Here is a 22098-nt window from a genome sequence, read left to right as displayed (position 1 = left end):
GCCCTTGTATCTGTTTGAAAGCCTGAATCAACTGATTCAAACCTACCTGCCGGAAGACCAAATCAAGCGTCTGCGGCAGGCGTATCTCGTTGCACGTGATGCTCACGAGGGGCAAACACGTTCAAGCGGTGAACCCTATATCACGCACCCGGTAGCGGTTGCCTGCATTCTGGCCGAGATGAAACTCGACTATGAAACGCTGATGGCGGCGCTGCTGCATGACGTGATTGAAGATACTCCCGCCACCTACCAGGATATGGAACAGCTTTTTGGTAAAAGCGTCGCCGAGCTGGTAGAGGGGGTGTCGAAACTTGATAAACTCAAGTTCCGCGATAAGAAAGAGGCGCAGGCCGAAAACTTTCGCAAGATGATTATGGCGATGGTGCAGGATATCCGCGTCATCCTCATCAAACTTGCCGACCGTACCCACAACATGCGCACGCTGGGCTCACTTCGCCCGGACAAACGTCGCCGCATCGCCCGTGAAACTCTCGAAATTTACAGCCCGCTGGCGCACCGTTTAGGTATCCACCACATTAAAACCGAACTCGAAGAGCTGGGTTTTGAGGCGCTGTATCCCAACCGTTATCGCGTAATCAAAGAAGTGGTGAAAGCCGCGCGCGGCAACCGTAAAGAGATGATCCAGAAGATTCTTTCTGAAATCGAAGGGCGTTTGCAGGAAGCGGGAATACCGTGCCGCGTCAGTGGTCGCGAAAAGCATCTTTATTCGATTTACTGCAAAATGGTGCTCAAAGAGCAGCGTTTTCACTCAATCATGGACATCTACGCTTTCCGCGTGATCGTCAATGATTCTGACACCTGTTATCGCGTGCTGGGCCAGATGCACAGCCTGTACAAGCCGCGTCCGGGCCGCGTGAAAGACTATATCGCCATTCCAAAAGCGAACGGCTATCAGTCTTTGCACACCTCGATGATTGGCCCGCACGGCGTGCCGGTTGAGGTCCAGATCCGTACCGAAGATATGGATCAGATGGCGGAGATGGGTGTTGCCGCGCACTGGGCTTATAAAGAGCACGGCGAAACCAGTACTACCGCACAAATCCGCGCCCAGCGCTGGATGCAAAGCCTGCTGGAGCTGCAACAGAGCGCCGGTAGTTCGTTTGAATTTATCGAGAGCGTTAAATCCGATCTCTTCCCGGATGAGATTTACGTTTTCACACCGGAAGGGCGCATTGTCGAGCTGCCTGCCGGTGCAACGCCCGTCGACTTCGCTTATGCAGTGCATACCGATATCGGTCATGCCTGCGTGGGCGCACGCGTTGACCGCCAGCCTTACCCGCTGTCGCAGCCGCTTACCAGCGGTCAAACCGTTGAAATCATTACCGCACCGGGCGCTCGCCCGAATGCCGCGTGGCTGAACTTTGTCGTTAGCTCAAAAGCGCGCGCCAAAATTCGTCAGTTGCTGAAAAACCTCAAGCGTGATGATTCTGTAAGCCTGGGCCGTCGTCTGCTCAACCATGCTTTGGGTGGTAGCCGTAAGCTGAATGAAATCCCGCAGGAAAATATTCAGCGCGAGCTGGATCGCATGAAGCTGGCAACGCTTGACGATCTGCTGGCTGAAATCGGCCTTGGTAACGCAATGAGCGTGGTGGTCGCGAAAAATCTACAACATGGGGACGCCTCCATTCCACCGGCAACCCAAAGTCACGGACATCTGCCAATTAAAGGTGCCGATGGCGTGCTGATCACCTTTGCGAAATGCTGCCGCCCTATTCCTGGCGACCCGATTATCGCCCACGTCAGCCCCGGTAAAGGTCTGGTGATCCACCATGAATCCTGCCGTAACATCCGTGGCTACCAGAAAGAGCCAGAGAAGTTTATGGCTGTGGAATGGGATAAAGAGACGGCGCAGGAATTCATCACCGAAATCAAGGTGGAGATGTTCAATCATCAGGGTGCGCTGGCAAACCTGACGGCGGCAATTAACACCACGACCTCGAATATTCAAAGTTTGAATACGGAAGAGAAAGATGGTCGCGTCTACAGCGCCTTTATTCGTCTGACCGCTCGTGACCGTGTGCATCTGGCGAATATCATGCGCAAAATCCGCGTGATGCCAGACGTGATTAAAGTCACCCGAAACCGAAATTAATGTTTTATGAACCCAACACGTTATGCTCGCATCTGCGAAATGCTCGCCAGGCGGCAGCCTGATCTGACCGTCTGCATGGAGCAGGTCCACAAACCTCATAACGTTTCTGCGATTATTCGTACCGCAGATGCCGTTGGCGTACATGAAGTTCACGCCGTCTGGCCTGGTAGCCGCATGCGCACCATGGCTTCGGCAGCTGCGGGTAGTAACAGCTGGGTGCAGGTGAAAACACACCGCACCATTGGCGATGCCGTCGCTCATCTGAAAGGCCAGGGCATGCAGATTCTGGCAACCCATCTTTCTGATAACGCTGTCGATTTCCGCGAAGTTGATTACACTCGCCCGACCTGCATTTTGATGGGACAGGAGAAAACGGGCATCACGCAGGAAGCATTGGCCCTGGCAGATCAGGACATCATCATTCCGATGATCGGCATGGTGCAGTCGCTGAATGTTTCCGTTGCCTCAGCCCTCATTCTTTACGAAGCCCAGCGTCAGCGGCAAAATGCAGGCATGTACCTGCGTGAAAACAGCATGTTGCCGGAAGCAGAGCAACAACGCCTGTTGTTTGAAGGCGGCTATCCGGTGCTGGCGAAAGTCGCAAAACGCAAAGGCCTGCCTTATCCCCACGTCAATCAGCAAGGCGAGATCGAAGCTGATGCCGACTGGTGGGCTACTATGCAGGCTGCAGGGTAAGTGCCATGAAAGGTCGCCTGTTAGATGCTGTCCCACTCAGTTCCCTAACGGGCGTTGGCGCAGCACTTAGTAACAAACTGGCGAAAATCAACCTGCATACCGTGCAGGATCTACTGTTACACCTTCCCCTGCGCTACGAAGATCGCACCCATCTCTACCCCATCGGAGAACTACTACCGGGCGTTTATGCCACGGTGGAAGGCGAAGTGCTGAACTGCAATATCTCCTTCGGCGGTCGGCGGATGATGACCTGCCAGATCAGCGACGGTTCCGGCATTCTCACCATGCGCTTTTTCAACTTCAACGCGGCAATGAAAAATAGCCTGGCGACGGGCCGCCGCGTGCTGGCCTATGGAGAAGCAAAGCGCGGTAAATATGGTGCGGAGATGATCCACCCGGAATACCGCGTGCAGGGCGATCTCAGTACGCCAGAGTTGCAGGAAACGCTCACGCCGGTTTATCCAACAACCGAAGGCGTAAAGCAGGCCACGCTGCGTAAATTAACCGACCAGGCGCTGGATCTGCTCGACACCTGCGCCATTGAAGAACTCCTGCCGCCGGAACTGTCACAAGGAATGATGACGCTACCGGAAGCGTTGCGCACTTTGCACCGCCCGCCGCCGACGCTGCAACTTAGCGATCTGGAAACCGGGCAGCATCCGGCGCAACGTCGTCTGATTCTGGAAGAACTGCTGGCGCATAACCTCAGCATGTTAGCCTTACGCGCCGGAGCGCAACGTTTCCATGCCCAGCCGCTGAGCGCCAATGACACGCTGAAAAATAAACTTCTTGCCGCCTTACCGTTCAAGCCAACGGGCGCTCAGGCTCGCGTGGTGGCGGAGATCGAGCGCGATATGGCGCTGAATGTGCCGATGATGCGCCTGGTACAGGGCGATGTAGGTTCCGGTAAAACGCTGGTCGCTGCCCTCGCCGCGCTGCGTGCGATTGCCCACGGCAAACAGGTGGCATTGATGGCACCAACCGAATTACTCGCCGAACAGCACGCCAATAACTTCCGCAACTGGTTTGCACCGCTCGGTATCGAAGTGGGCTGGCTCGCCGGTAAGCAGAAAGGTAAAGCGCGACTGTCTCAGCAGGAAGCCATCGCCAGCGGTCAGGTGCAGATGATTGTTGGTACGCACGCCATCTTCCAGGAACAGGTGCAGTTTAACGGTCTGGCGCTGGTGATTATCGACGAACAGCATCGTTTTGGCGTGCATCAGCGTCTGGCATTGTGGGAGAAAGGCCAGCAGCAAGGCTTCCATCCGCATCAGTTGATCATGACCGCCACGCCGATCCCCCGCACGCTGGCGATGACTGCGTATGCCGATCTCGACACCTCGGTCATTGATGAACTGCCGCCAGGCCGCACGCCAGTGACTACGGTCGCTATTCCTGATACTCGCCGTACCGACATCATTGACCGCGTGCGCCACGCCTGCATGACTGAAGGTCGTCAGGCGTACTGGGTTTGTACGTTGATTGAAGAGTCGGAATTGCTGGAAGCGCAGGCGGCGGAAGCTACCTGGGAAGAGTTGAAACTGGCGCTACCAGAGTTGAATGTTGGCCTGGTACACGGGCGGATGAAACCTGCCGAGAAACAGGCGGTGATGGCGTCGTTTAAACAAGGTGAGCTACACCTGCTGGTTGCCACAACCGTTATTGAAGTCGGCGTTGATGTGCCTAACGCCAGTCTGATGATTATCGAAAACCCGGAGCGTCTGGGTCTGGCGCAGTTGCACCAGCTACGTGGGCGTGTAGGTCGTGGCGCGGTGGCTTCTCACTGCGTGCTGCTCTATAAAACGCCGCTTTCTAAAACGGCGCAAATTCGCCTGCAAGTGCTGCGCGACAGCAACGACGGGTTTGTGATTGCACAAAAAGATCTGGAGATTCGCGGCCCTGGCGAATTGTTAGGCACTCGTCAGACGGGTAATGCTGAATTTAAAGTGGCGGATTTACTGCGCGATCAGGCGATGATCCCGGAAGTTCAGCGCCTGGCACGCCATATTCACGAACGTTACCCACAACAGGCAAAAGCCCTGATAGAACGCTGGATGCCGGAGACGGAACGTTACTCGAATGCGTAAAAGGCGGCAGTGAGAAGACCGCCATTTCAGGTTACCCTACCTTCCTGCCGGATGTGCTTCGTCCTACAAAAACTTATAAATTCAATAAATTGCGAATCAATGCGCAGCCTTGATAAGCGAAGCGTATCAGGCATTTGTCTTTGTTGCGGCGGCACTTCTACCGCCGCTTCATCGGTTAACCCGCAAAAATCGGCAACATCAAATACAGCTTAATCACCAGCGCGTTAACGATATCAATAAAGAACGCACCGACCATCGGCACTACCAGGAAGGCCATGTGCGACGGGCCAAAACGTTCAGTGATCGCCTGCATGTTGGCGATTGCCGTTGGCGTTGCACCGAGACCAAAACCACAGTGACCCGCAGCCAGCACTGCCGCATCGTAGTTTTTGCCCATCATGCGCCAGGTAACGAAGATGGCATACAACGCCATGAAGATGGTCTGTACCACCAGAATCGCCAGCATCGGCAGCGCCAGCGAAGCCAGCTCCCACAGTTTCAGCCCCATCAGCGCCATCGCCAGGAACAACGACAGGCTTACGTTACCCAGCACTGATACCGCACGCTCAAAGACGCGATAAAAGCCCATCATTGACAGACCGTTGCTCAGAATCACGCCAACAAACAGTACACAGACGAAGGTCGGCAGTTCAAAAGCAGTGCCAGCCAAAAGTTGCGCAACAATTTTCCCCACCGTCAGGCAGATAGCAATCAGCGCGATAGTTTCAATCAGCACCAGCGAGGTGATCATGCGGCCCACATCCGGCTTTTCAAACGCCGTCGGGACTTCCTGGTCATCCGGAATACCGTTCGGCGTGGTGGAGTGTTTCACCAGATAGCGCGCCACCGGACCGCCAATCAAGCCGCCCAGCACCAGACCGAACGTTGCACAGGCCATCGCCACTTCTGTCGCATTGGTGAAGCCATAACGTTCAATGAACAATTTACTCCATGCAGCTCCCGTACCGTGACCGCCGGAAAGCGTAATAGAACCGGCCAACAGCCCCATCAGCGGATCAAGCCCTAACAGGCTAGCCATCCCAATGCCAATGGCATTTTGCATCACCAACAGACCAACAACCACAATCAGGAAGATGCCAACCACACGCCCACCGGCACGCAAACTGGCAATGTTGGCGTTCAGGCCAATGGTGGCGAAGAATGCCAGCATTAACGGATCGCGCAGGGACATATCAAAGTTGACTTCCCAGCCCATGCTTTTTTTCAGTACCAGTAGCGCCAGCGCCACCAACAAACCACCCGCAACAGGTTCCGGTATGGTGTATTTCTTCAAAAAGGAGACGGAATGGACCAACTTACGCCCGAGCAGCAACGTCAGCGTTGCGGCAACAAGCGTTGCTAAAGTATCGAGATGAAACATAGTTACTCCTTTGTATCCGCATCACTCTTTCATACTCGTCATACTTCATCGCGCAGTGGCAACTTATGAACTATGACGGGTATCGAGTTATGCTTTCCTGGGTCAAATTCTCAGCTGTTAATGAACAAATGGCATGGATTTTAAGCAGAAAAATACCAAAAGTTATATAAAAAAGTGCATTTATCTCATTTAAATATTTAGATGAGGATGTGGCAAACGTTTGCTTTTCTCTTTCGGTCAGCTAAAATGCCCGCTTTGCTACCACGGGATTGTTTTCGATGTCTGTTTCCACCCTCGAGTCAGAAAATGCGCAACCGGTTGCGCAGACTCAAAACAGCGAACTGATTTACCGTCTTGAAGATCGTCCGCCGCTTCCTCAAACCCTGTTTGCCGCCTGTCAGCATTTGCTGGCGATGTTCGTTGCGGTGATCACGCCAGCGCTATTAATCTGCCAGGCGCTGGGTTTACCGGCACAAGACACGCAACACATTATTAGTATGTCGCTGTTTGCCTCCGGTGTGGCATCGATTATTCAAATTAAGGCCTGGGGTCCGGTTGGCTCCGGGCTGTTGTCTATTCAGGGCACCAGCTTCAACTTTGTTGCCCCGCTGATTATGGGCGGTACCGCGCTGAAAACCGGTGGTGCTGATGTTCCTACCATGATGGCGGCTTTGTTCGGCACGTTGATGCTGGCAAGTTGCACCGAGATGGTGATCTCCCGCGTTCTGCATCTGGCGCGCCGCATTATTACGCCGCTGGTTTCTGGCGTTGTGGTGATGATTATCGGCCTGTCGCTAATTCAGGTGGGGCTGACCTCCATTGGCGGCGGTTACGCAGCCATGAGCGATAACACCTTCGGCGCACCGAAAAATCTGCTGCTGGCAGGCGTGGTCTTAGCCTTAATCATTCTGCTTAACCGCCAACGTAACCCTTACTTACGCGTGGCCTCTCTGGTGATTGCGATGGCGGCCGGGTATGCGCTGGCGTGGTTTATGGGCATGTTGCCAGAAAGCAACGAGCCGATGACGCAAGAACTGATTATGGTACCAACGCCGCTCTATTACGGTCTTGGTATTGAATGGAGTCTGCTGCTGCCGCTGATGCTAGTCTTTATGATCACTTCGCTGGAAACCATTGGCGATATCACGGCGACCTCTGACGTTTCCGAACAGCCAGTGTCCGGTCCGCTGTACATGAAACGCCTGAAAGGCGGCGTGCTGGCAAACGGCCTGAACTCGTTTGTTTCGGCGGTGTTTAACACCTTCCCGAACTCCTGCTTCGGGCAGAACAACGGAGTGATCCAGTTAACCGGTGTTGCCAGCCGCTATGTCGGTTTTGTCGTCGCGCTGATGTTGATCGTGCTGGGTCTGTTCCCGGCAGTGAGCGGTTTTGTACAACACATTCCTGAACCGGTTCTAGGCGGCGCAACGCTTGTAATGTTTGGCACCATCGCCGCCTCCGGTGTGCGTATCGTTTCTCGTGAGCCGCTGAACCGTCGGGCGATTCTGATTATCGCGCTGTCGCTGGCGGTTGGTCTGGGCGTGTCTCAGCAGCCGCTGATTTTGCAGTTTGCCCCTGAATGGCTGAAAAACCTGCTCTCCTCCGGGATCGCCGCGGGCGGTATTACTGCCATCGTGCTGAATCTGATTTTCCCACCAGAAAAACAGTAATTCACTGGCGGCGGTAAGATAATTACCGCCGCAGTCTCACCTCTTTCACCATTCCCGCCTTGAGGATTGCGCGTAAATCGTGCATAACTCCCTTATGTGCATTTCACGGGATGGAAGACCATGAAATTTATTGGGAAGCTGCTTCTCTACATTCTCATCGCTCTGTTAGTGGTGATCGCTGGCCTCTATTTTCTTCTGCAAACCCGCTGGGGAGCAGAACATATCAGCGCATGGGTTTCCGAGAATAGCGACTATCATCTGGCCTTCGGGGCGATGGATCACCGTTTTTCCGCGCCATCTCATATCGTGCTGGAGAACGTCACGTTTGGCCGTGATGGCCAGCCCGCGACCCTGGTGGCAAAAAGTGTCGACATTGCGCTAAGCAGTCGGCAACTGACCGAACCACGCCATGTCGATACCATCCTGCTGGAAAACGGAACGCTGAATCTCACCGACCAGACCGCGCCGCTACCGTTCAAAGCCGATCGTCTGCAACTGCGTGATATGGCGTTTAATAGCCCGAATAGCGAATGGAAACTGAGCGCGCAGCGGGTAAATGGCGGCGTGGTTCCGTGGTCACCAGAAGCCGGTAAAGTGCTGGGTACGAAGGCGCAGATTCAGTTTAGTGCCGGATCGCTTTCGCTCAATGATGTTCCTGCCACCAATGTACTGATTGAAGGCAGTATTGATAACGATCGCGTTACGCTGACTAACCTGGGTGCCGACATCGCCCGCGGGACATTAACCGGAAACGCGCAGCGTAACGCCGACGGCAGCTGGCAAGTGGAAAACCTGCGCATGGCGGATATCCGTCTACAAAGCGAAAAATCGCTAACCAACTTCTTTGCGCCATTACGCTCTGTCCCGTCGTTGCAGATTGGTCGCCTGGAAGTGATCGATGCTCGTTTGCAAGGTCCGGACTGGGCGGTGACCGACCTCGATCTCAGCTTGCGCAACATGACCTTCAGTAAAGATGACTGGCAGACACAAGAAGGCAAACTGTCGATGAACGCCAGCGAGTTCATTTATGGTTCGCTGCATTTATTTGACCCGATTATAAACGCGGAATTTTCCCCGCAGGGCGTAGCGCTGCGCCAGTTCACCAGCCGCTGGGAAGGGGGTATGGTCAGAACGTCAGGGAACTGGCTGCGTGACGGGAAAACGTTGATCCTTGATGATGCGGCAATTGCCGGGCTGGAATATACCTTGCCGAAAAACTGGCAACAGTTGTGGATGGAAACGACACCCGGTTGGTTAAACAGCCTGCAACTGAAGAGATTTAGCGCCAGCCGCAATCTGATCATTGATATCGACCCTGACTTCCCTTGGCAGCTTACCGCGCTCGATGGTTACGGTGCCAACCTGACGCTGGTTACCGATCATAAATGGGGCGTCTGGAGTGGCTCGGCGAATCTGAATGCCGCCGCCGCAACGTTTAATCGTGTTGATATTCGTCGCCCATCGCTGGCGCTAACCGCCAACAGCAGCACGGTGAATATCAGCGAACTGAGTGCATTTACTGAAAAAGGCATTCTGGAAGCCACTGCCAGTGTTTCACAAACGCCACAACGTCAGACACATATCAGCCTGAATGGACGCGGTGTGCCGGTGAATATTTTGCAACATTGGGGATGGCCTGAATTACCGTTGACTGGCGACGGCAATATTCAGCTTACCGCGAGTGGAGATATTCAGGCCAATGCCCCGCTGAAACCTACCGTTAACGGGCAACTCCACGCCGTAAATGCTGAAAAACAGCAAGTGACTCAAATCATGAATGCGGGCGTCGTTTCCAGTAGCAAAGTTACATCGACAGAGCCGGTGCAGTAAAAATCAATCTCGCCGGGTACGACTCAGACGTACCCGGCATTCCATCAATAGATTACAACGTAATTGTCATCGCATTCCCTTGAGGCGTCACCACCAGCCCCTGCTCACTTTCAGCCTGCGAACCGCCTTGCAGACCATTTACTTTCACAACATTGCGCAAGCACAGCGTCCAGTTCTTCGCCTCGCCCGCACCAGTCACAGTAATCGTGTTGCCAGTACGTGCTGCTTTTAAAGTAAAGATCACCGAACCGTCAGCAGCGGGCACTTCACAGACGGCTTCATGCCCGTCTTGCAGTTTAAAGAGCTGGAATGCCGTACCTTCGTGCCACGCGTAATCGGGACGTTGATCGTTGTTGCCCAGCGCCAATAGGGTGTTATCACGCACATAAACGGGCAGACTCAGGAAGCCGTGCTGCTGTTTATGCCAGCGACTACCGTCGAGCTCATTGTTGTGCCACAGGTGTGTCCAGCGACCTTCCGGCAAGTAGAACTGCACCTCGCCCGCCTCAGTGAACACCGGAGCAACCATCACGTTGTCGCCTAGCATGTATTGACGGTCAAGGTAATCACAAGCCGGATCGTCCGGGAACTCCATCATCATGGCCCGCATCATCGGCGTACCCCGCGCGTTCGCACGCGCAGCTTCACGATACAGATACGGCATCATGCGGCATTTCAGTTGCGTGAAGAAGCGCACCACATCACAGGACTCATCATCGTAGGCCCACGGCACACGATAAGATTTGCTGCCATGTAAACGACTATGGCTGGAGAGCAAACCAAACGCGCACCAGCGTTTGTAAACGTGCGCCGGCGCGGTATTCTCAAAGCCGCCGATATCGTGGCTCCAGAAGCCAAAACCTGAAAGGCCAATAGACAAACCACCGCGCAGGCTTTCCGCCATTGATTCGTAGTTAGCGTAACAGTCGCCACCCCAGTGTACCGGGAATTTCTGCGCACCGACGGAGGCCGAGCGGGCAAACAAGACGGCTTCTTCCTCACCAACGGTGTCCTTGAGCACGTTCCACACCAGTTCGTTGTAGATGTACGCATAATGGTTATGCATTTTCTGCGGATCGGAACCGTCAAACCACTGAACATCGGTTGGGATACGTTCGCCAAAGTCGGTCTTAAAGCAATCAACGCCCATCGCGACCAGACCTTTCAGTTTGTCGGCGTACCATTTGCAGGCATCCGGATTGGTAAAGTCATAAATCGCCAGACCTGGCTGCCATTTATCCCACTGCCACAGCGAACCGTCCGGGCGTTTGAGTAAATAACCTTTCTCTTGTAACTCTTTAAAGACGGGGGATTTTTGCCCAATATAGGGGTTAATCCAGACGCAGATTTTCAGCCCTTTCGCTTTCAGGCGGCGGATCATCCCTTCCGGGTCCGGGAAAGTCAGCGGGTCCCACTCAAAATCGCACCACTGGAAGGCTTTCATCCAGAAACAGTCAAAGTGGAAAACATGCAGCGGCAGATTGCGTTCCGCCATACCATCGATAAAGCTGTTTACCGTCGCTTCGTCGTAGTTGGTGGTAAATGAAGTGGTTAGCCACAGGCCGAAGGACCATGCGGGCGGCAGCGCCGGACGACCAGTAAAACGGGTATAACGATCAAGTACCGCTTTCGGCGTCGGACCGTCGATAACAAAGTATTCGAGATATTCGCTCTCAACGCTGAACTGCACTTTGGAGACTTTCTCCGATCCCACTTCAAAAGAGACACACTGGGGGTGATTGACCAGCACCCCATAGCCACGGTTAGTCATATAGAACGGGATATTTTTATACGCCTGTTCAGTACTTGTGCCGCCGTCCCGGTTCCAGGTTTCTACCGTCTGACCATTGCGCACCAGGGCAGTAAAGCGCTCTCCCAGACCATAAACTGTTTCGCCAACGCCAAGATCAAGCCGCTCAAACATATAATTTCGTTGATTATTCGTGTCCTGCACGTAGCCATTATTTTTCACCTGACTACCGGTAATACGTTCACCGTTGCGCAGAAAATCCAGTGACCAGAACTCACCTTTGCTGACACGCGCGCTTAAGTTGCCACTTTTAAACTCAGCATAACGTTCTGTGTTTTCGATTGTGACCTTCACGTCCTGCAAAATATTGAGCGGGTAATGAGGACCGTTATTCAGCGCCCCCTGAAAATGCTCAATCCGCACACCGACAATACCTTCCTGTGGGGAGAAAAAGCGCAGCGTAAATAAAGGCGTGTCAAGCTGCCAGGTACGTTCACGTACATCACGGGGGGCAGCATAGACCACCATTTCATTACCCTGCTGTTCAACCTCGAACACCTGAAGCGGGTGAATCAAATTGAGGCCAGGTTGAATCAACCAGTTTCCATCGCTAATTTTCATTGCCGTTCCTTAGTTCTGCACTTCTTGAGAGGTGAATTGTTGCTGGCAACGGCGTTTACCCTGAGCCAGCTGTTCCATAACGGTTTTCAGATTGTGCGTCGTGAGTGAGTAGTAGCGTTTAGAGATAATCGCGCTCAGCAAATAACAGATCGCCGGAACAATCGTGAATAGCGCGATAATGATGCTAATCGTGGCGCTGTTCTGCGCTTTTTCTGCCGCATCATATCCGCCATAAGCCAGCATCCAGCCGATAAGAGCACCGCCGAAGGCCAACCCCAGTTTGAGCACAAACAGCGTGCCAGCAAAACTGATCCCGGTCAGGCGTTTACCATTGCACCACTCGCCGTAGTCGACGGTATCGGACATCATTACCCACTGGATAGGTGTCACCAGTTGATGCAACACACCAATCACGAAGATGAAGACAAACATAGTGATGCTGGCCTGCATGGGAACAAAGAACATCGCGAGGCTAATCACTGCCAGCAGGGCGTTCGTCCACCAGAAGATAGTGACTTTACATTTCCAGTCGGTCAGCGGTTTTGCCAGTGCGGAACCAATCAGGTTACCCACGCAATAAGTGGTGAGAAAAGCGACAAACACTTCCGGCGTACCCAGAATCCATGTGACGTAATACATCATCGCCCCACCGCGTACGCACACCGCCAGGATATTGAAAATGGTTAGTAAACCGACAATCCGCCACTGGTCGTTTTGCCAGATATCACGTAAATCTTCCCGCATAGACGTCGTTGTAGGTGGTGCTTCAACGCGTTCTTTAGTGGTGAAGAAACAGAATGCCAGCATCATGAATGCCACCACGGAAAGGACCGCGATACCGCCCTGGAAACCGAGTGGTTTATTATCACCACCAATTAAATTAACCAATGGCATCATCAGAACCGTAGAAAGCATGCCTCCCGCGGTCGCCAGCACAAAACGCCAGGATTGCAGCGAGATACGCTGCGTCGGGTCATTGGTGATTACACCACCCAATGCGCAATAAGGGATATTGACGACGGTATAAAGTAAGGTAAGTAGGGTGTAAGTAATTGCTGCATAGATCATTTTGCCGTTCATACTGAGATCTGGCGTGCTATAGGCCAGTACACAGACGATCCCGAATGGCAGTGCGCCAAACAGTACCCACGGACGAAATTTACCCCAGCGAGAGCGCGTTCGATCGGCCAACAACCCCATGCAAGGATCGGAAATCGCATCCAGTGCACGAGCGACCAAAAACATGGTTCCGACAAATCCGGCAGGAATGCCAAAAATATCGGTATAAAAGAACATCATATATAACATTACGTTATCGAAAATAATGTGGCTGGCGGCGTCTCCCATGCCATAACCAATTTTCTCTTTAACGGACAACACTTCACTCTTCATCTGCTTTTCCTTGATGCTATAGGGGTGCTGAGACCGATAACGCATTTTGTAAACCATCCCTGTGAGAGCGAATATTCCGATATCTGGTTATTAATTTATGATTCTTGTTTTATGTGATCGTGGTAGCGTTAATTCCGCTCATATATCATTGTAAAATATGGGTTTTATATGAACTATAATGCTTTCGTGATAATACGCTGCGTGTATTAGGCGGAAAAAACTGATCTGGGGGATGTAGAAACTCAAGGAAGTAGCTATAATGCGCCCCGCCTCCATGTAGCAATCGAGGCGCGGAAGATCGTCGTCTCCGGTGAGGCGGCTGGACTTCAAATCCAGTTGGGGCCGCCAGCGGTCCCGGGCAGGTTCGACTCCTGTGATCTTCCGCCAAAATGCCTCTACTGACGTTCTCCAACCCCTTGTAATACTGTCATTCCAGAGATTTTCTACTGCTCAATATTCAATCGGCTTCAGGAATACCTGATCAAAGGTTTTGTGATGGACGATGAGCGACTGAAGAATCCGCCTGTCGGTTCTTCTGTCCTCGAACGCATCCGCGATATTCGCGCCAGCATGCGCCGTGTTTATTTGCAGGTGATTTGCCCCCTGCTGACTCTCAGCCAACTGTATCGCCATTAAGGTGAAGATGTTGTTTTACACGCTCCAGAACACCCTTTTTTATACGACTATTCTATTCCTTTAACAGCTGGCGAAAAAAACTGACCTATAAACTTCACCAATAATCAGACTGCCATCAAGATTAATTTGTTCATTTAATATATCAAATCAACTTGTTTTATTTTTACTATCAAAAATAGCTCATTGCCTTACTATAATTAATATATAAATTCGGTGATTAATTCTTAACATGCTTTTGCTAATAATCTCAATTGCTGGCCCTATAATATTGCGCTAGCATTGTTTTCTGGTTGTATCAGCGATACTCAAAAATTCTTAATACAATACTCATTCGACTGGTACTTATTTGTAACTCAGTTATATTTTGTCGCCCGGTGATTCAGAAGAATGCAAAAAACGGCTACCACTCCATCAAAAATACTTGATCTCACTGCCGCGGCATTTTTACTTGTCGCCTTTCTGACGGGTATTGCGGGCGCTCTCCAGACTCCCACCCTAAGTATATTCCTCGCAGATGAACTGAAAGCCCGTCCTATAATGGTAGGTTTTTTCTTCACCGGTAGCGCTATTATGGGAATTCTGGTCAGTCAATTTCTGGCAAGGCACTCCGATAAACAAGGCGACCGTAAATTACTGATTCTGCTATGTTGCTTATTTGGAGTGCTGGCCTGCACGCTTTTTGCGTGGAATCGCAACTACTTCATTCTCCTCTCAACGGGCGTACTTCTGAGTAGTTTTGCTTCCACCGCAAACCCGCAAATGTTCGCCCTCGCCCGTGAACACGCCGACAGAACAGGCCGTGAGACGGTCATGTTCAGTACATTTTTACGTGCTCAGATCTCGCTTGCCTGGGTTATCGGGCCACCGCTCGCTTATGAACTGGCTATGGGATTTAGTTTTAAAGTGATGTATCTCACCGCTGCCATCGCATTTGTTGTTTGCGGGCTGATAGTCTGGTTGTTTTTGCCATCAATACAAAGAAATATTCCTGTCGTTACCCAACCCGTAGAAATTTTACCCTCCATCCATAGAAAGCGAGATACGCGGCTACTTTTTGTGGTTTGTTCAATGATGTGGGCGGCGAATAATCTCTACATGATAAATATGCCGCTATTTATTATTGATGAACTGCATCTAACCGATAAACTGGCTGGAGAAATGATTGGTATCGCTGCCGGTCTGGAAATTCCGATGATGTTAATCGCAGGCTATTACATGAAACGTATTGGCAAGCGACTATTAATGCTCATTGCTATCGTGAGTGGTATGTGTTTTTACGCCAGCGTACTCATGGCGACGACTCCGGCAGTTGAGCTGGAATTACAAATTCTTAATGCCATCTTTCTCGGCATTCTTTGTGGTATCGGCATGCTTTATTTTCAGGACCTGATGCCTGAAAAAATAGGCTCTGCGACAACGTTATATGCAAATACTTCACGCGTCGGCTGGATTATCGCCGGCTCTGTTGACGGAATTATGGTTGAAATCTGGAGCTACCACGCGTTGTTCTGGCTGGCGATAGGGATGTTGGGTATTGCGATGATTTGCCTGCTGTTTATTAAAGATATTTAGCTCTCCAGTCTGGGTTAAGAAAAATCGGCGTGGCGCAAACAGAGCCATCCTCGCCATTTTTGCTATCATGCCTGCATACATAAACGACAAAACAGTATGCAGAGGGAAAAATGGGTTCCACCAGAAAGGGGATGCTGAACGTTCTGATTGCCGCCGTGTTGTGGGGAAGTTCAGGGGTCTGCGCGCAATACATCATGGAGCAAAGCCAGATGTCGTCGCAGTTTTTGACTATGACGCGTTTGATATTCGCCGGTTTGATTCTGCTGACGCTGTCATTTGTTCATGGCGATAAAATCTTTTCTATTATTAACAATCACAAAGATGCCATTAGTCTGCTCATTTTTTCCGTGGTTGGCGCGCTAACCGTACAGCTCACCTTTTTACTGACCATTGAAAAATCGAATGCTGCCACGGCAACGGTGCTGCAATTCCTCTCACCGACGATTATCGTCGCCTGGTTCTCACTGGTACGTAAATCGCGCCCGGGCATTCTGGTTTTTTGCGCTATTTTGACATCGCTGGTCGGGACTTTTTTATTGGTGACACACGGTAATCCGACGTCATTATCGATCTCTCCTGCCGCGTTATTCTGGGGCATTGCCTCGGCATTTGCTGCTGCATTCTATACCACCTATCCCTCAACGCTGATTGCCCGCTATGGCACGTTACCAGTCGTCGGCTGGAGTATGCTGATTGGCGGTCTGATTCTGTTGCCTTTTTATGCCAGACAAGGAACAAACTTTGTCGTTAACGGCAGTTTGATTCTGGCGTTTTTTTATTTGGTGGTCATTGGTACATCTCTGACATTTAGCCTGTACCTGAAAGGAGCACAATTAATTGGCGGTCCAAAAGCCAGCATTTTAAGCTGTGCAGAACCATTAAGTAGCGCGCTGCTCTCTTTGCTGTTGCTGGGGATCACGTTCACATTGCCGGACTGGCTGGGAACGCTGCTGATTCTGTCATCGGTAATTTTGATTTCAATGGATTCCCGTCGCCGCGCCAGAAAAATAAATCGTCCAGCGCGGCATGAGTGAGAATTACCAGCCAGGCACCGCGCCACCGTTAAAGATGGTTTCTGCCGCTTTTGCGACTTCGGGTGATTGATAAGATTGCAGAAATTCCTTCACGTTTTCTGCATTCTTATTATCTTCCCGTGCCACCAAAATATTCACATACGGCGAATTTTTATCTTCAATAAATACGCTGTCGTGCACCGGAGAAAGCCCGGTCTGCTGAATGTAAGTGGTGCTGATAATCGCCACATCAACTTTGGGATCATCCAGTACGCGCGGGAGCTGCGCCCCCTCGAGTTCCATAATCTGCAAATGACGAGGATTCTCGGTTATATCCAGCGCGGTAGGTAGTAACCCTTTTCCCTCTTTCAGAATAATTAGCTTCTCTTTTTGTAACAGTAAAAGCGCGCGACCAAGGTTGGTCGGATCGTTGGGGATCGCCACTGTCGCGCCTTCTTTTATTTGCGCCACGGTTTTTATTTTTTTGGAATAACCCGCCATGGGGAAGACAAACGTATTTCCCACCGCTACCAGTTTATAACCATGCGCCTGATTATCTTGTTCAAGAAAGGGTCGATGCTGGAAGACGTTCGCATCAAGCTCGCCATGATTTGTCGCATCGTTCGGTAGCAACGAACCGCTAAAACCTACCAGTTCAACATCGAGGCCATATTTCTCTTTTGCCACCTTTTTAGCGACTTCCGCGACATCTTGTTCTGCGCCATTTATAACGCCAACTTTAATGTGTTTTGCATCGCTGCTGCTCTGGTCGCAACCTGCCAGCAGAATTCCTGCCAGCAATAATGCGGCCCCCGCCCGTAGATGATGTGTTGTCAGTTTCATTTTTTATCCTTTTTTTAATCATTAACTGACTATAATGGCAAGATCACTACGGTTTAAAAAACGAAAAGCTATCGAATAGAAGAAAAAGGTATAAAAAACTGGCACTTCTTACTGACCACGCAAACACCTTTCGTACAGCATGATGAGAGCGGCAAAAGCAAACTACACTTATGCTTCATTCGATGCACATTTGCAGAAGGTTGCCGCTATGAAGCTAACGATGCTACTCATGATTACCGTATTCCTGACTTTTCCAGCCATTTCTCAGGCCGAGTCGCCATTCAGTTCGCTACAGTCGGCAAAAGAGAAAACCACGGTATTGCAAGATTTACGTAAAATTTGCACGCCACAGGCGTCATTATCAGACGAAGCGTGGGAAAAATTAATGTTGTCTGATGAGAGTAACAAACAACATATCCGTGAAGCTATTGTGGCGATGGAGCGTAATAATCAGAATAACTACTGGGAAGCGCTGGGTAAGGTGGAATGCCCGGATATGTGAATTTCGCACACCTCCGCGCTCAGGCCAGCAGCCGCTGACTTAAGCTCGCATATCAGTAAATCACCTGCTTTTTCAAATTCCAATCAAAATTGAACCAGTTCATCAGGATTGTGGATAAATTTCCCTCTACATTATTTTCATTTCATCACATAGAAAATCTTATCTCATTGAAACAATACTTGTTTTTAATGCAGAAAAGGAAGCCCAACGGATGGGCATAAAAATGAGCGAATTTTGATATCACCACCCTCTAAAAAATGGTGAAGTCTGAACAAAGAATGTTCGAAAGGAGAGAGTAGAGATGGAAAGCGCAAATCTGGATTTAGAAGAAAATAAAGAAATTGCCAGTAAGTTCGAACGTGCACTAGGTATGGGAGCAACACTTGCAGAGCTGCATGGTATTACTCCGGATACCCTTGAAGGCGTTTATGCTTACGCTTATAACTTTTATGAAAAAGGAAGACTTGACGAAGCTGAGCTCTTTTTTAAATTTCTCTGTATTTATGATTTCCAAAATTATAACTATTTAAAAGGATATGCCGCCGTTTGTCAGTTGAAGAAAGATTATCAAAAGGCATTCGACATGTATCATATCTGTTTGATGCTATCTCCCGATAACGATTTCTCTTTGGTTTATTATATGGGCCAATGCCAGATGGGCTTAAAAAACATTAAAATGGCCACTGAATTATTTAATACTGTCGTAACCTATAGTCAAAATGAAAAAATTAAAGAGATGGCTACTGCTTATCTTGAACTTTTGACAGCCAATACCGAAGAGGAAGTTCAAACAGAGTGAGTCGGCAAAATGAACATAAACGAAAAAAAATCTTCTTTTACGCCTGAAGAGTTAACCAGGAAATATCATGAGGAAGCCACGGCTGATTCAAAAAATAACCATGGCGATGAAATAAATGAGAAGAATAACAATAAACACATTACTTACTTTCCCGTTGATGCCATTTTAGATGGGAATAAACATCTGCCATGAGTTAAATAAAAAAGAATTAATTACACCCGATGATAGCTTAAAAAGGAGGTGAATTATGTCGGCACCGATCACGGGACAAACGATCACGTTTGAACAAATCAGCGAAACATTGCGTACACAGTATAGCGATGCGGAAAAAAGACTGCAGGACAGCAGCAAAACGCAAGTTGATCCCATGCGGCTTAATAAAAACCCGAAATCCCTTGATAACGATATTCGCGCTCGTCTTGAAAACAAACCGATGCTTGCTCCGCCTGCAATACAGGTTTCAGATTCAGACAACGCCACTACAGCAAAGACGAATGATGCCCGCCTGACAATGATTTTGGGTAATTTAACAGGCATTGCCGATCAGGATATTACAACACGATTGCATAATAACCTTGACAGCACCCTGCTTCGACACGAAATGGCTCATAATAAGTTTCGTGAATTAAGCGACGCCTACGCCTCGTCATTAGATTCTGCGCAAAAAGCTGACGATATCATGCATCAGGCCAACAATAATTACAATGCGGTCGATAAAAAGGTGCAATCGCTGGAGAAAAAAGTCAATACATTGAATCAAGAGCTGTCGCAACTGCAACCTGGCGATCCGCAATATAATAAAGTACTAACGCAAAAAAATGCGGCTGAAAAAACACTCACGCTGTCATTACAAAAAAAATCGTTAGCTGAGAAATCGTTAAATACAGCCATTATGGATGCTGATGCTGCGATCGGCCAAAGTATGGAAATATTTGACGAAATTCAACAGCAAGAACAGATTAATAACTTTACCACTAATATTTGCCTGACCCAGGAAAACCAGAAAAACAGAAATGCGACAGCCACATTTATCCTTTTGATTACCTCAGTAATGGAAGTTATTGGTGATACCAATTGCGACTCTATTAAAAATCAATCTGAGGTAATGAAAGAGATTAACCATGTCAGGGAAAATAAACTCAATGAAACAGCACGTAAATATACCACCACGACTAAAGTTTTAAAAATCGTTAATGAGTGTGTAACTGTAGCTACCATTGCCATGAGCGCAATCTTAATTGTTGTTGGTCTTCTTGCTGCAGTTCCTAGTGGTGGTTCAAGTATTGCGGGTGCACTGGCGCTTATTGGTGGAATAGCGGGCGCAGTAGTATTAGGTGTAGATATCACTTGTCAAATCGCTCTGGGCACCACGGCTACCGGCTGGATTTTAGGGAAAGTTGTAGAAGGTCTTTCGGCTGCTATTAAAACAGTTGATCCCACTCTGCTCGCAATCACCGCGCTTCTGGACGTTATTGGTGTCGATCAAGATACGATTGAACTGGTTAAAAGTATTTACGCAAGTGCAGCCGCTTCTATTGTCATGGCGACAGTAATGATTGGTGCAGCTGTAATATGTTCTGTAGCAATAGGGGCCGTTGTTTCTGCATTATCAAAAACAGCCGCAGAAGAAGTCACCAAAGAAATAACAAGCACTATAAAATCAACCATTGAATCTATTATTAATTCCGTTTCAAAAAATATTATAAAGGTATTAGACAGCGTATGCAGTATGATACAAACATCAGTCGTAGTTTTGAAGTTGATTGCCAAGATAAGCAATGGCCTGGAGAAAATAGGCTTACTTATCTGTGAAACAGCAACATCGATAATGAATTACTGTGTTGCTGAAAACTCTGCCGACATGGCAATTTTACAACAGGACATGAGTAATCTTTCAAAAACGCGTGAACAAATGCTTTCAGTATTGCAAAGGGTGGATAAAACCGTCGAACAAGAGGTAAGCCAGATGGTACGAGTATTACAACACCGAACTGAAGCCTTAAAATTTGCTTCCCATTCTATCGTATAAGAGGATTTTAACATGGCCACCTATGAAATTAAAAATGCGACCAGCACACTTAATATTAACAATCTCGATAAAAAAATCTTTGATAGAGATTATAGCAAAGAAAGCAACATATCAAATGATAATAAAATTGTGCAATACTATAACCTTAAAGATATTAAGCACGACATAATCTCTCAGTTTATAATATTAAAAAATACAGACAGAGAAGTCTGTCCGGAACTAAGAGTAAAACTATTGGATAATCTTAATTACTCAAGGAATACACTAGATAATTCGAAGAGCGACGTTGACAAAGCTACAATTACATCCAGTCAATCAAGCTGTTCTACAGAACAGACCACCATTAAAATATCTAAATTTAATATCCTTGATATGCTAGATAATTTGACCATGCGACAACAGGTTGTAATGGAGGAATTTTTAAGGGTATTCACATCAATGTATAAAGCCTCTGCTATGTCTGAGGCTATTATGAGTAATGTTTTTGAACAACTTGTCCAGTATCAGAGAAAAGAAACCGAACGCGCCACAGCAGCAAGTTCGGTAGGTGTTATTATCGGGTCAGGAGTTGGCGCAGTCGGGGCCACAGCATCTGCCGTAGCAAATTACAGAAGCCATCCCGAAAAGATGGTAACCCTTACACCTGACCAAGAGCATACTATCAATAGAACTGATGATGATGTACAGCGCGCATCAAAAAGGGAAGTTCGAGAGCAACAAGCTTCTCTCAAACAAATAGATGAAAAAATAAAAAATACAACGAAAGATACGAGTCTTAATGAAGAACAAAAAGAAGAGGCGCTGAAATCTTATGATAAAGAAAAAGAAACTACTCTAGAAAAGATTAGAGATACAAACGAGAAAATTAGTACAAAACATAACAATAGGTATAATAAATATTTTACTATAGGTAAAGCAGATGTACTTTCACAGCTTAGCAATGAATCAATTCGAGCAACATCTAGATTTCTAGAAAGCACTACTCATGCAGAAAAAGACATTGTTGAGCAAGCTAAAAATGTTATGCATTCAGTTATGAGTAGCTATCTGGATCAAATTAATCGTGATGTTCAAGGAAGAGATCAGGCACTCAATTTATTACAGCAAATAATACAAACAATTATTGATACTGATAGCGCTATCGTTCAAGGCATTCGCTCATAA

16 protein-coding genes, 1 tRNA gene and 1 pseudogene are annotated in these 22098 nt (G+C 48.9%); 14 read left to right on the top strand and 4 right to left on the bottom strand.

The annotated features are described in order from the left end of the window. Window positions 1–4 precede the first annotated feature (4 nt). Genes spoT through recG form a run of 3 tightly spaced genes read left to right on the top strand, consistent with a single transcriptional unit; the run spans window position 5 to window position 4896 of the window. Window positions 5–2113, top strand: a complete 2109-nt coding sequence (gene spoT / locus ACJHW7_RS15825; protein ID WP_000280488.1) for a bifunctional GTP diphosphokinase/guanosine-3',5'-bis pyrophosphate 3'-pyrophosphohydrolase — start codon at window positions 5–7, stop codon at window positions 2111–2113. A 6-nt stretch (window positions 2114–2119) separates the two neighbouring features. After that, a complete protein-coding gene (gene trmH / locus ACJHW7_RS15820) occupies window positions 2120–2809 on the top strand; it encodes a tRNA (guanosine(18)-2'-O)-methyltransferase TrmH (protein ID WP_001070190.1) in 690 nt (229 codons plus the stop codon). 5 nt (window positions 2810–2814) lie between these two features. Beyond that, on the top strand, window positions 2815–4896 hold the full coding sequence (gene recG, locus ACJHW7_RS15815; RefSeq protein ID WP_021557329.1) for an ATP-dependent DNA helicase RecG: 2082 nt from the start codon (window positions 2815–2817) through the stop codon (window positions 4894–4896). Window positions 4897–5071: 175 nt separating this feature from the next. On the opposite strand, the gene gltS is transcribed toward recG, so the two are convergent. Next, a complete protein-coding gene (gene gltS / locus ACJHW7_RS15810) occupies window positions 5072–6277 on the bottom strand; it encodes a sodium/glutamate symporter (protein ID WP_000468836.1) in 1206 nt (401 codons plus the stop codon). Window positions 6278–6555: 278 nt separating this feature from the next. Between gltS and xanP the strand changes: the two genes are divergently transcribed. Together xanP and ACJHW7_RS15800 are read left to right on the top strand one after the other, a co-directional pair. Then, window positions 6556–7947, top strand: coding sequence for a xanthine/proton symporter XanP (gene xanP / locus ACJHW7_RS15805; protein WP_001295238.1), 1392 nt, complete (start codon window positions 6556–6558; stop codon window positions 7945–7947). 120 nt (window positions 7948–8067) lie between these two features. Beyond that, a complete protein-coding gene (locus ACJHW7_RS15800) occupies window positions 8068–9777 on the top strand; it encodes an AsmA family protein (protein ID WP_021557330.1) in 1710 nt (569 codons plus the stop codon). A gap of 52 nt (window positions 9778–9829) precedes the next feature. Here ACJHW7_RS15800 and yicI read toward each other — a convergent pair whose 3' ends face one another. Together yicI and ACJHW7_RS15790 are read right to left on the bottom strand one after the other, a co-directional pair. Continuing rightward, window positions 9830–12148, bottom strand: coding sequence for an alpha-xylosidase (yicI, locus tag ACJHW7_RS15795; protein ID WP_021557331.1), 2319 nt, complete (start codon window positions 12146–12148; stop codon window positions 9830–9832). Window positions 12149–12157: 9 nt separating this feature from the next. Continuing rightward, window positions 12158–13540: a glycoside-pentoside-hexuronide family transporter gene (locus ACJHW7_RS15790; protein WP_021557332.1), complete on the bottom strand. Its 1383-nt coding sequence runs from the start codon at window positions 13538–13540 to the stop codon at window positions 12158–12160. Window positions 13541–13832: 292 nt separating this feature from the next. Here ACJHW7_RS15790 and ACJHW7_RS15785 point away from each other — a divergent pair. The 4 genes and pseudogenes from ACJHW7_RS15785 to ACJHW7_RS15770 all read left to right on the top strand — a co-directional run bounded on the left by ACJHW7_RS15785 (window position 13833) and on the right by ACJHW7_RS15770 (window position 16782). Continuing rightward, window positions 13833–13927, top strand: a tRNA-Sec gene (locus ACJHW7_RS15785). A 78-nt stretch (window positions 13928–14005) separates the two neighbouring features. Further along, window positions 14006–14134, top strand: a pseudogene (gene rhuM, locus ACJHW7_RS15780) (RhuM family protein); the annotation flags it as partial. Window positions 14135–14563: 429 nt separating this feature from the next. Next, on the top strand, window positions 14564–15748 hold the full coding sequence (locus ACJHW7_RS15775; protein ID WP_001172868.1) for a sugar efflux transporter: 1185 nt from the start codon (window positions 14564–14566) through the stop codon (window positions 15746–15748). Window positions 15749–15858: 110 nt separating this feature from the next. Then, entirely contained in the window at window positions 15859–16782 is a 924-nt protein-coding gene (locus tag ACJHW7_RS15770; RefSeq protein WP_000535960.1) for a carboxylate/amino acid/amine transporter, read from the top strand. A gap of 3 nt (window positions 16783–16785) precedes the next feature. On the opposite strand, the gene nlpA is transcribed toward ACJHW7_RS15770, so the two are convergent. Beyond that, window positions 16786–17604: a lipoprotein NlpA gene (nlpA, locus tag ACJHW7_RS15765; RefSeq protein WP_021557333.1), complete on the bottom strand. Its 819-nt coding sequence runs from the start codon at window positions 17602–17604 to the stop codon at window positions 16786–16788. Between the two features lie 208 nt (window positions 17605–17812). Between nlpA and yicS the strand changes: the two genes are divergently transcribed. From yicS to ACJHW7_RS15740, 5 genes are all read left to right on the top strand, one after another. Further along, a complete protein-coding gene (gene yicS, locus ACJHW7_RS15760; RefSeq protein ID WP_001626280.1) occupies window positions 17813–18106 on the top strand; it encodes a protein YicS in 294 nt (97 codons plus the stop codon). Between the two features lie 301 nt (window positions 18107–18407). Next, window positions 18408–18905, top strand: a complete 498-nt coding sequence (locus ACJHW7_RS15755) for a SycD/LcrH family type III secretion system chaperone (protein ID WP_001604188.1) — start codon at window positions 18408–18410, stop codon at window positions 18903–18905. Window positions 18906–18914: 9 nt separating this feature from the next. Continuing rightward, window positions 18915–19097: a hypothetical protein gene (locus ACJHW7_RS15750; RefSeq protein WP_001024481.1), complete on the top strand. Its 183-nt coding sequence runs from the start codon at window positions 18915–18917 to the stop codon at window positions 19095–19097. A gap of 55 nt (window positions 19098–19152) precedes the next feature. Further along, on the top strand, window positions 19153–20934 hold the full coding sequence (locus tag ACJHW7_RS15745) for a YopB/SseC family type III secretion system translocon subunit (RefSeq protein WP_021557334.1): 1782 nt from the start codon (window positions 19153–19155) through the stop codon (window positions 20932–20934). A gap of 12 nt (window positions 20935–20946) precedes the next feature. Continuing rightward, entirely contained in the window at window positions 20947–22098 is a 1152-nt protein-coding gene (locus ACJHW7_RS15740; RefSeq protein ID WP_021557335.1) for a hypothetical protein, read from the top strand.

Source organism: Escherichia sp. WS1152 (genome assembly GCF_046487665.1).
Lineage (GTDB): Bacteria > Pseudomonadota > Gammaproteobacteria > Enterobacterales > Enterobacteriaceae > Escherichia > Escherichia coli.
The sequence above is the reverse complement of the archived record's forward strand: the minus strand, read 5'-3'. Positions and strand labels throughout refer to the sequence as shown.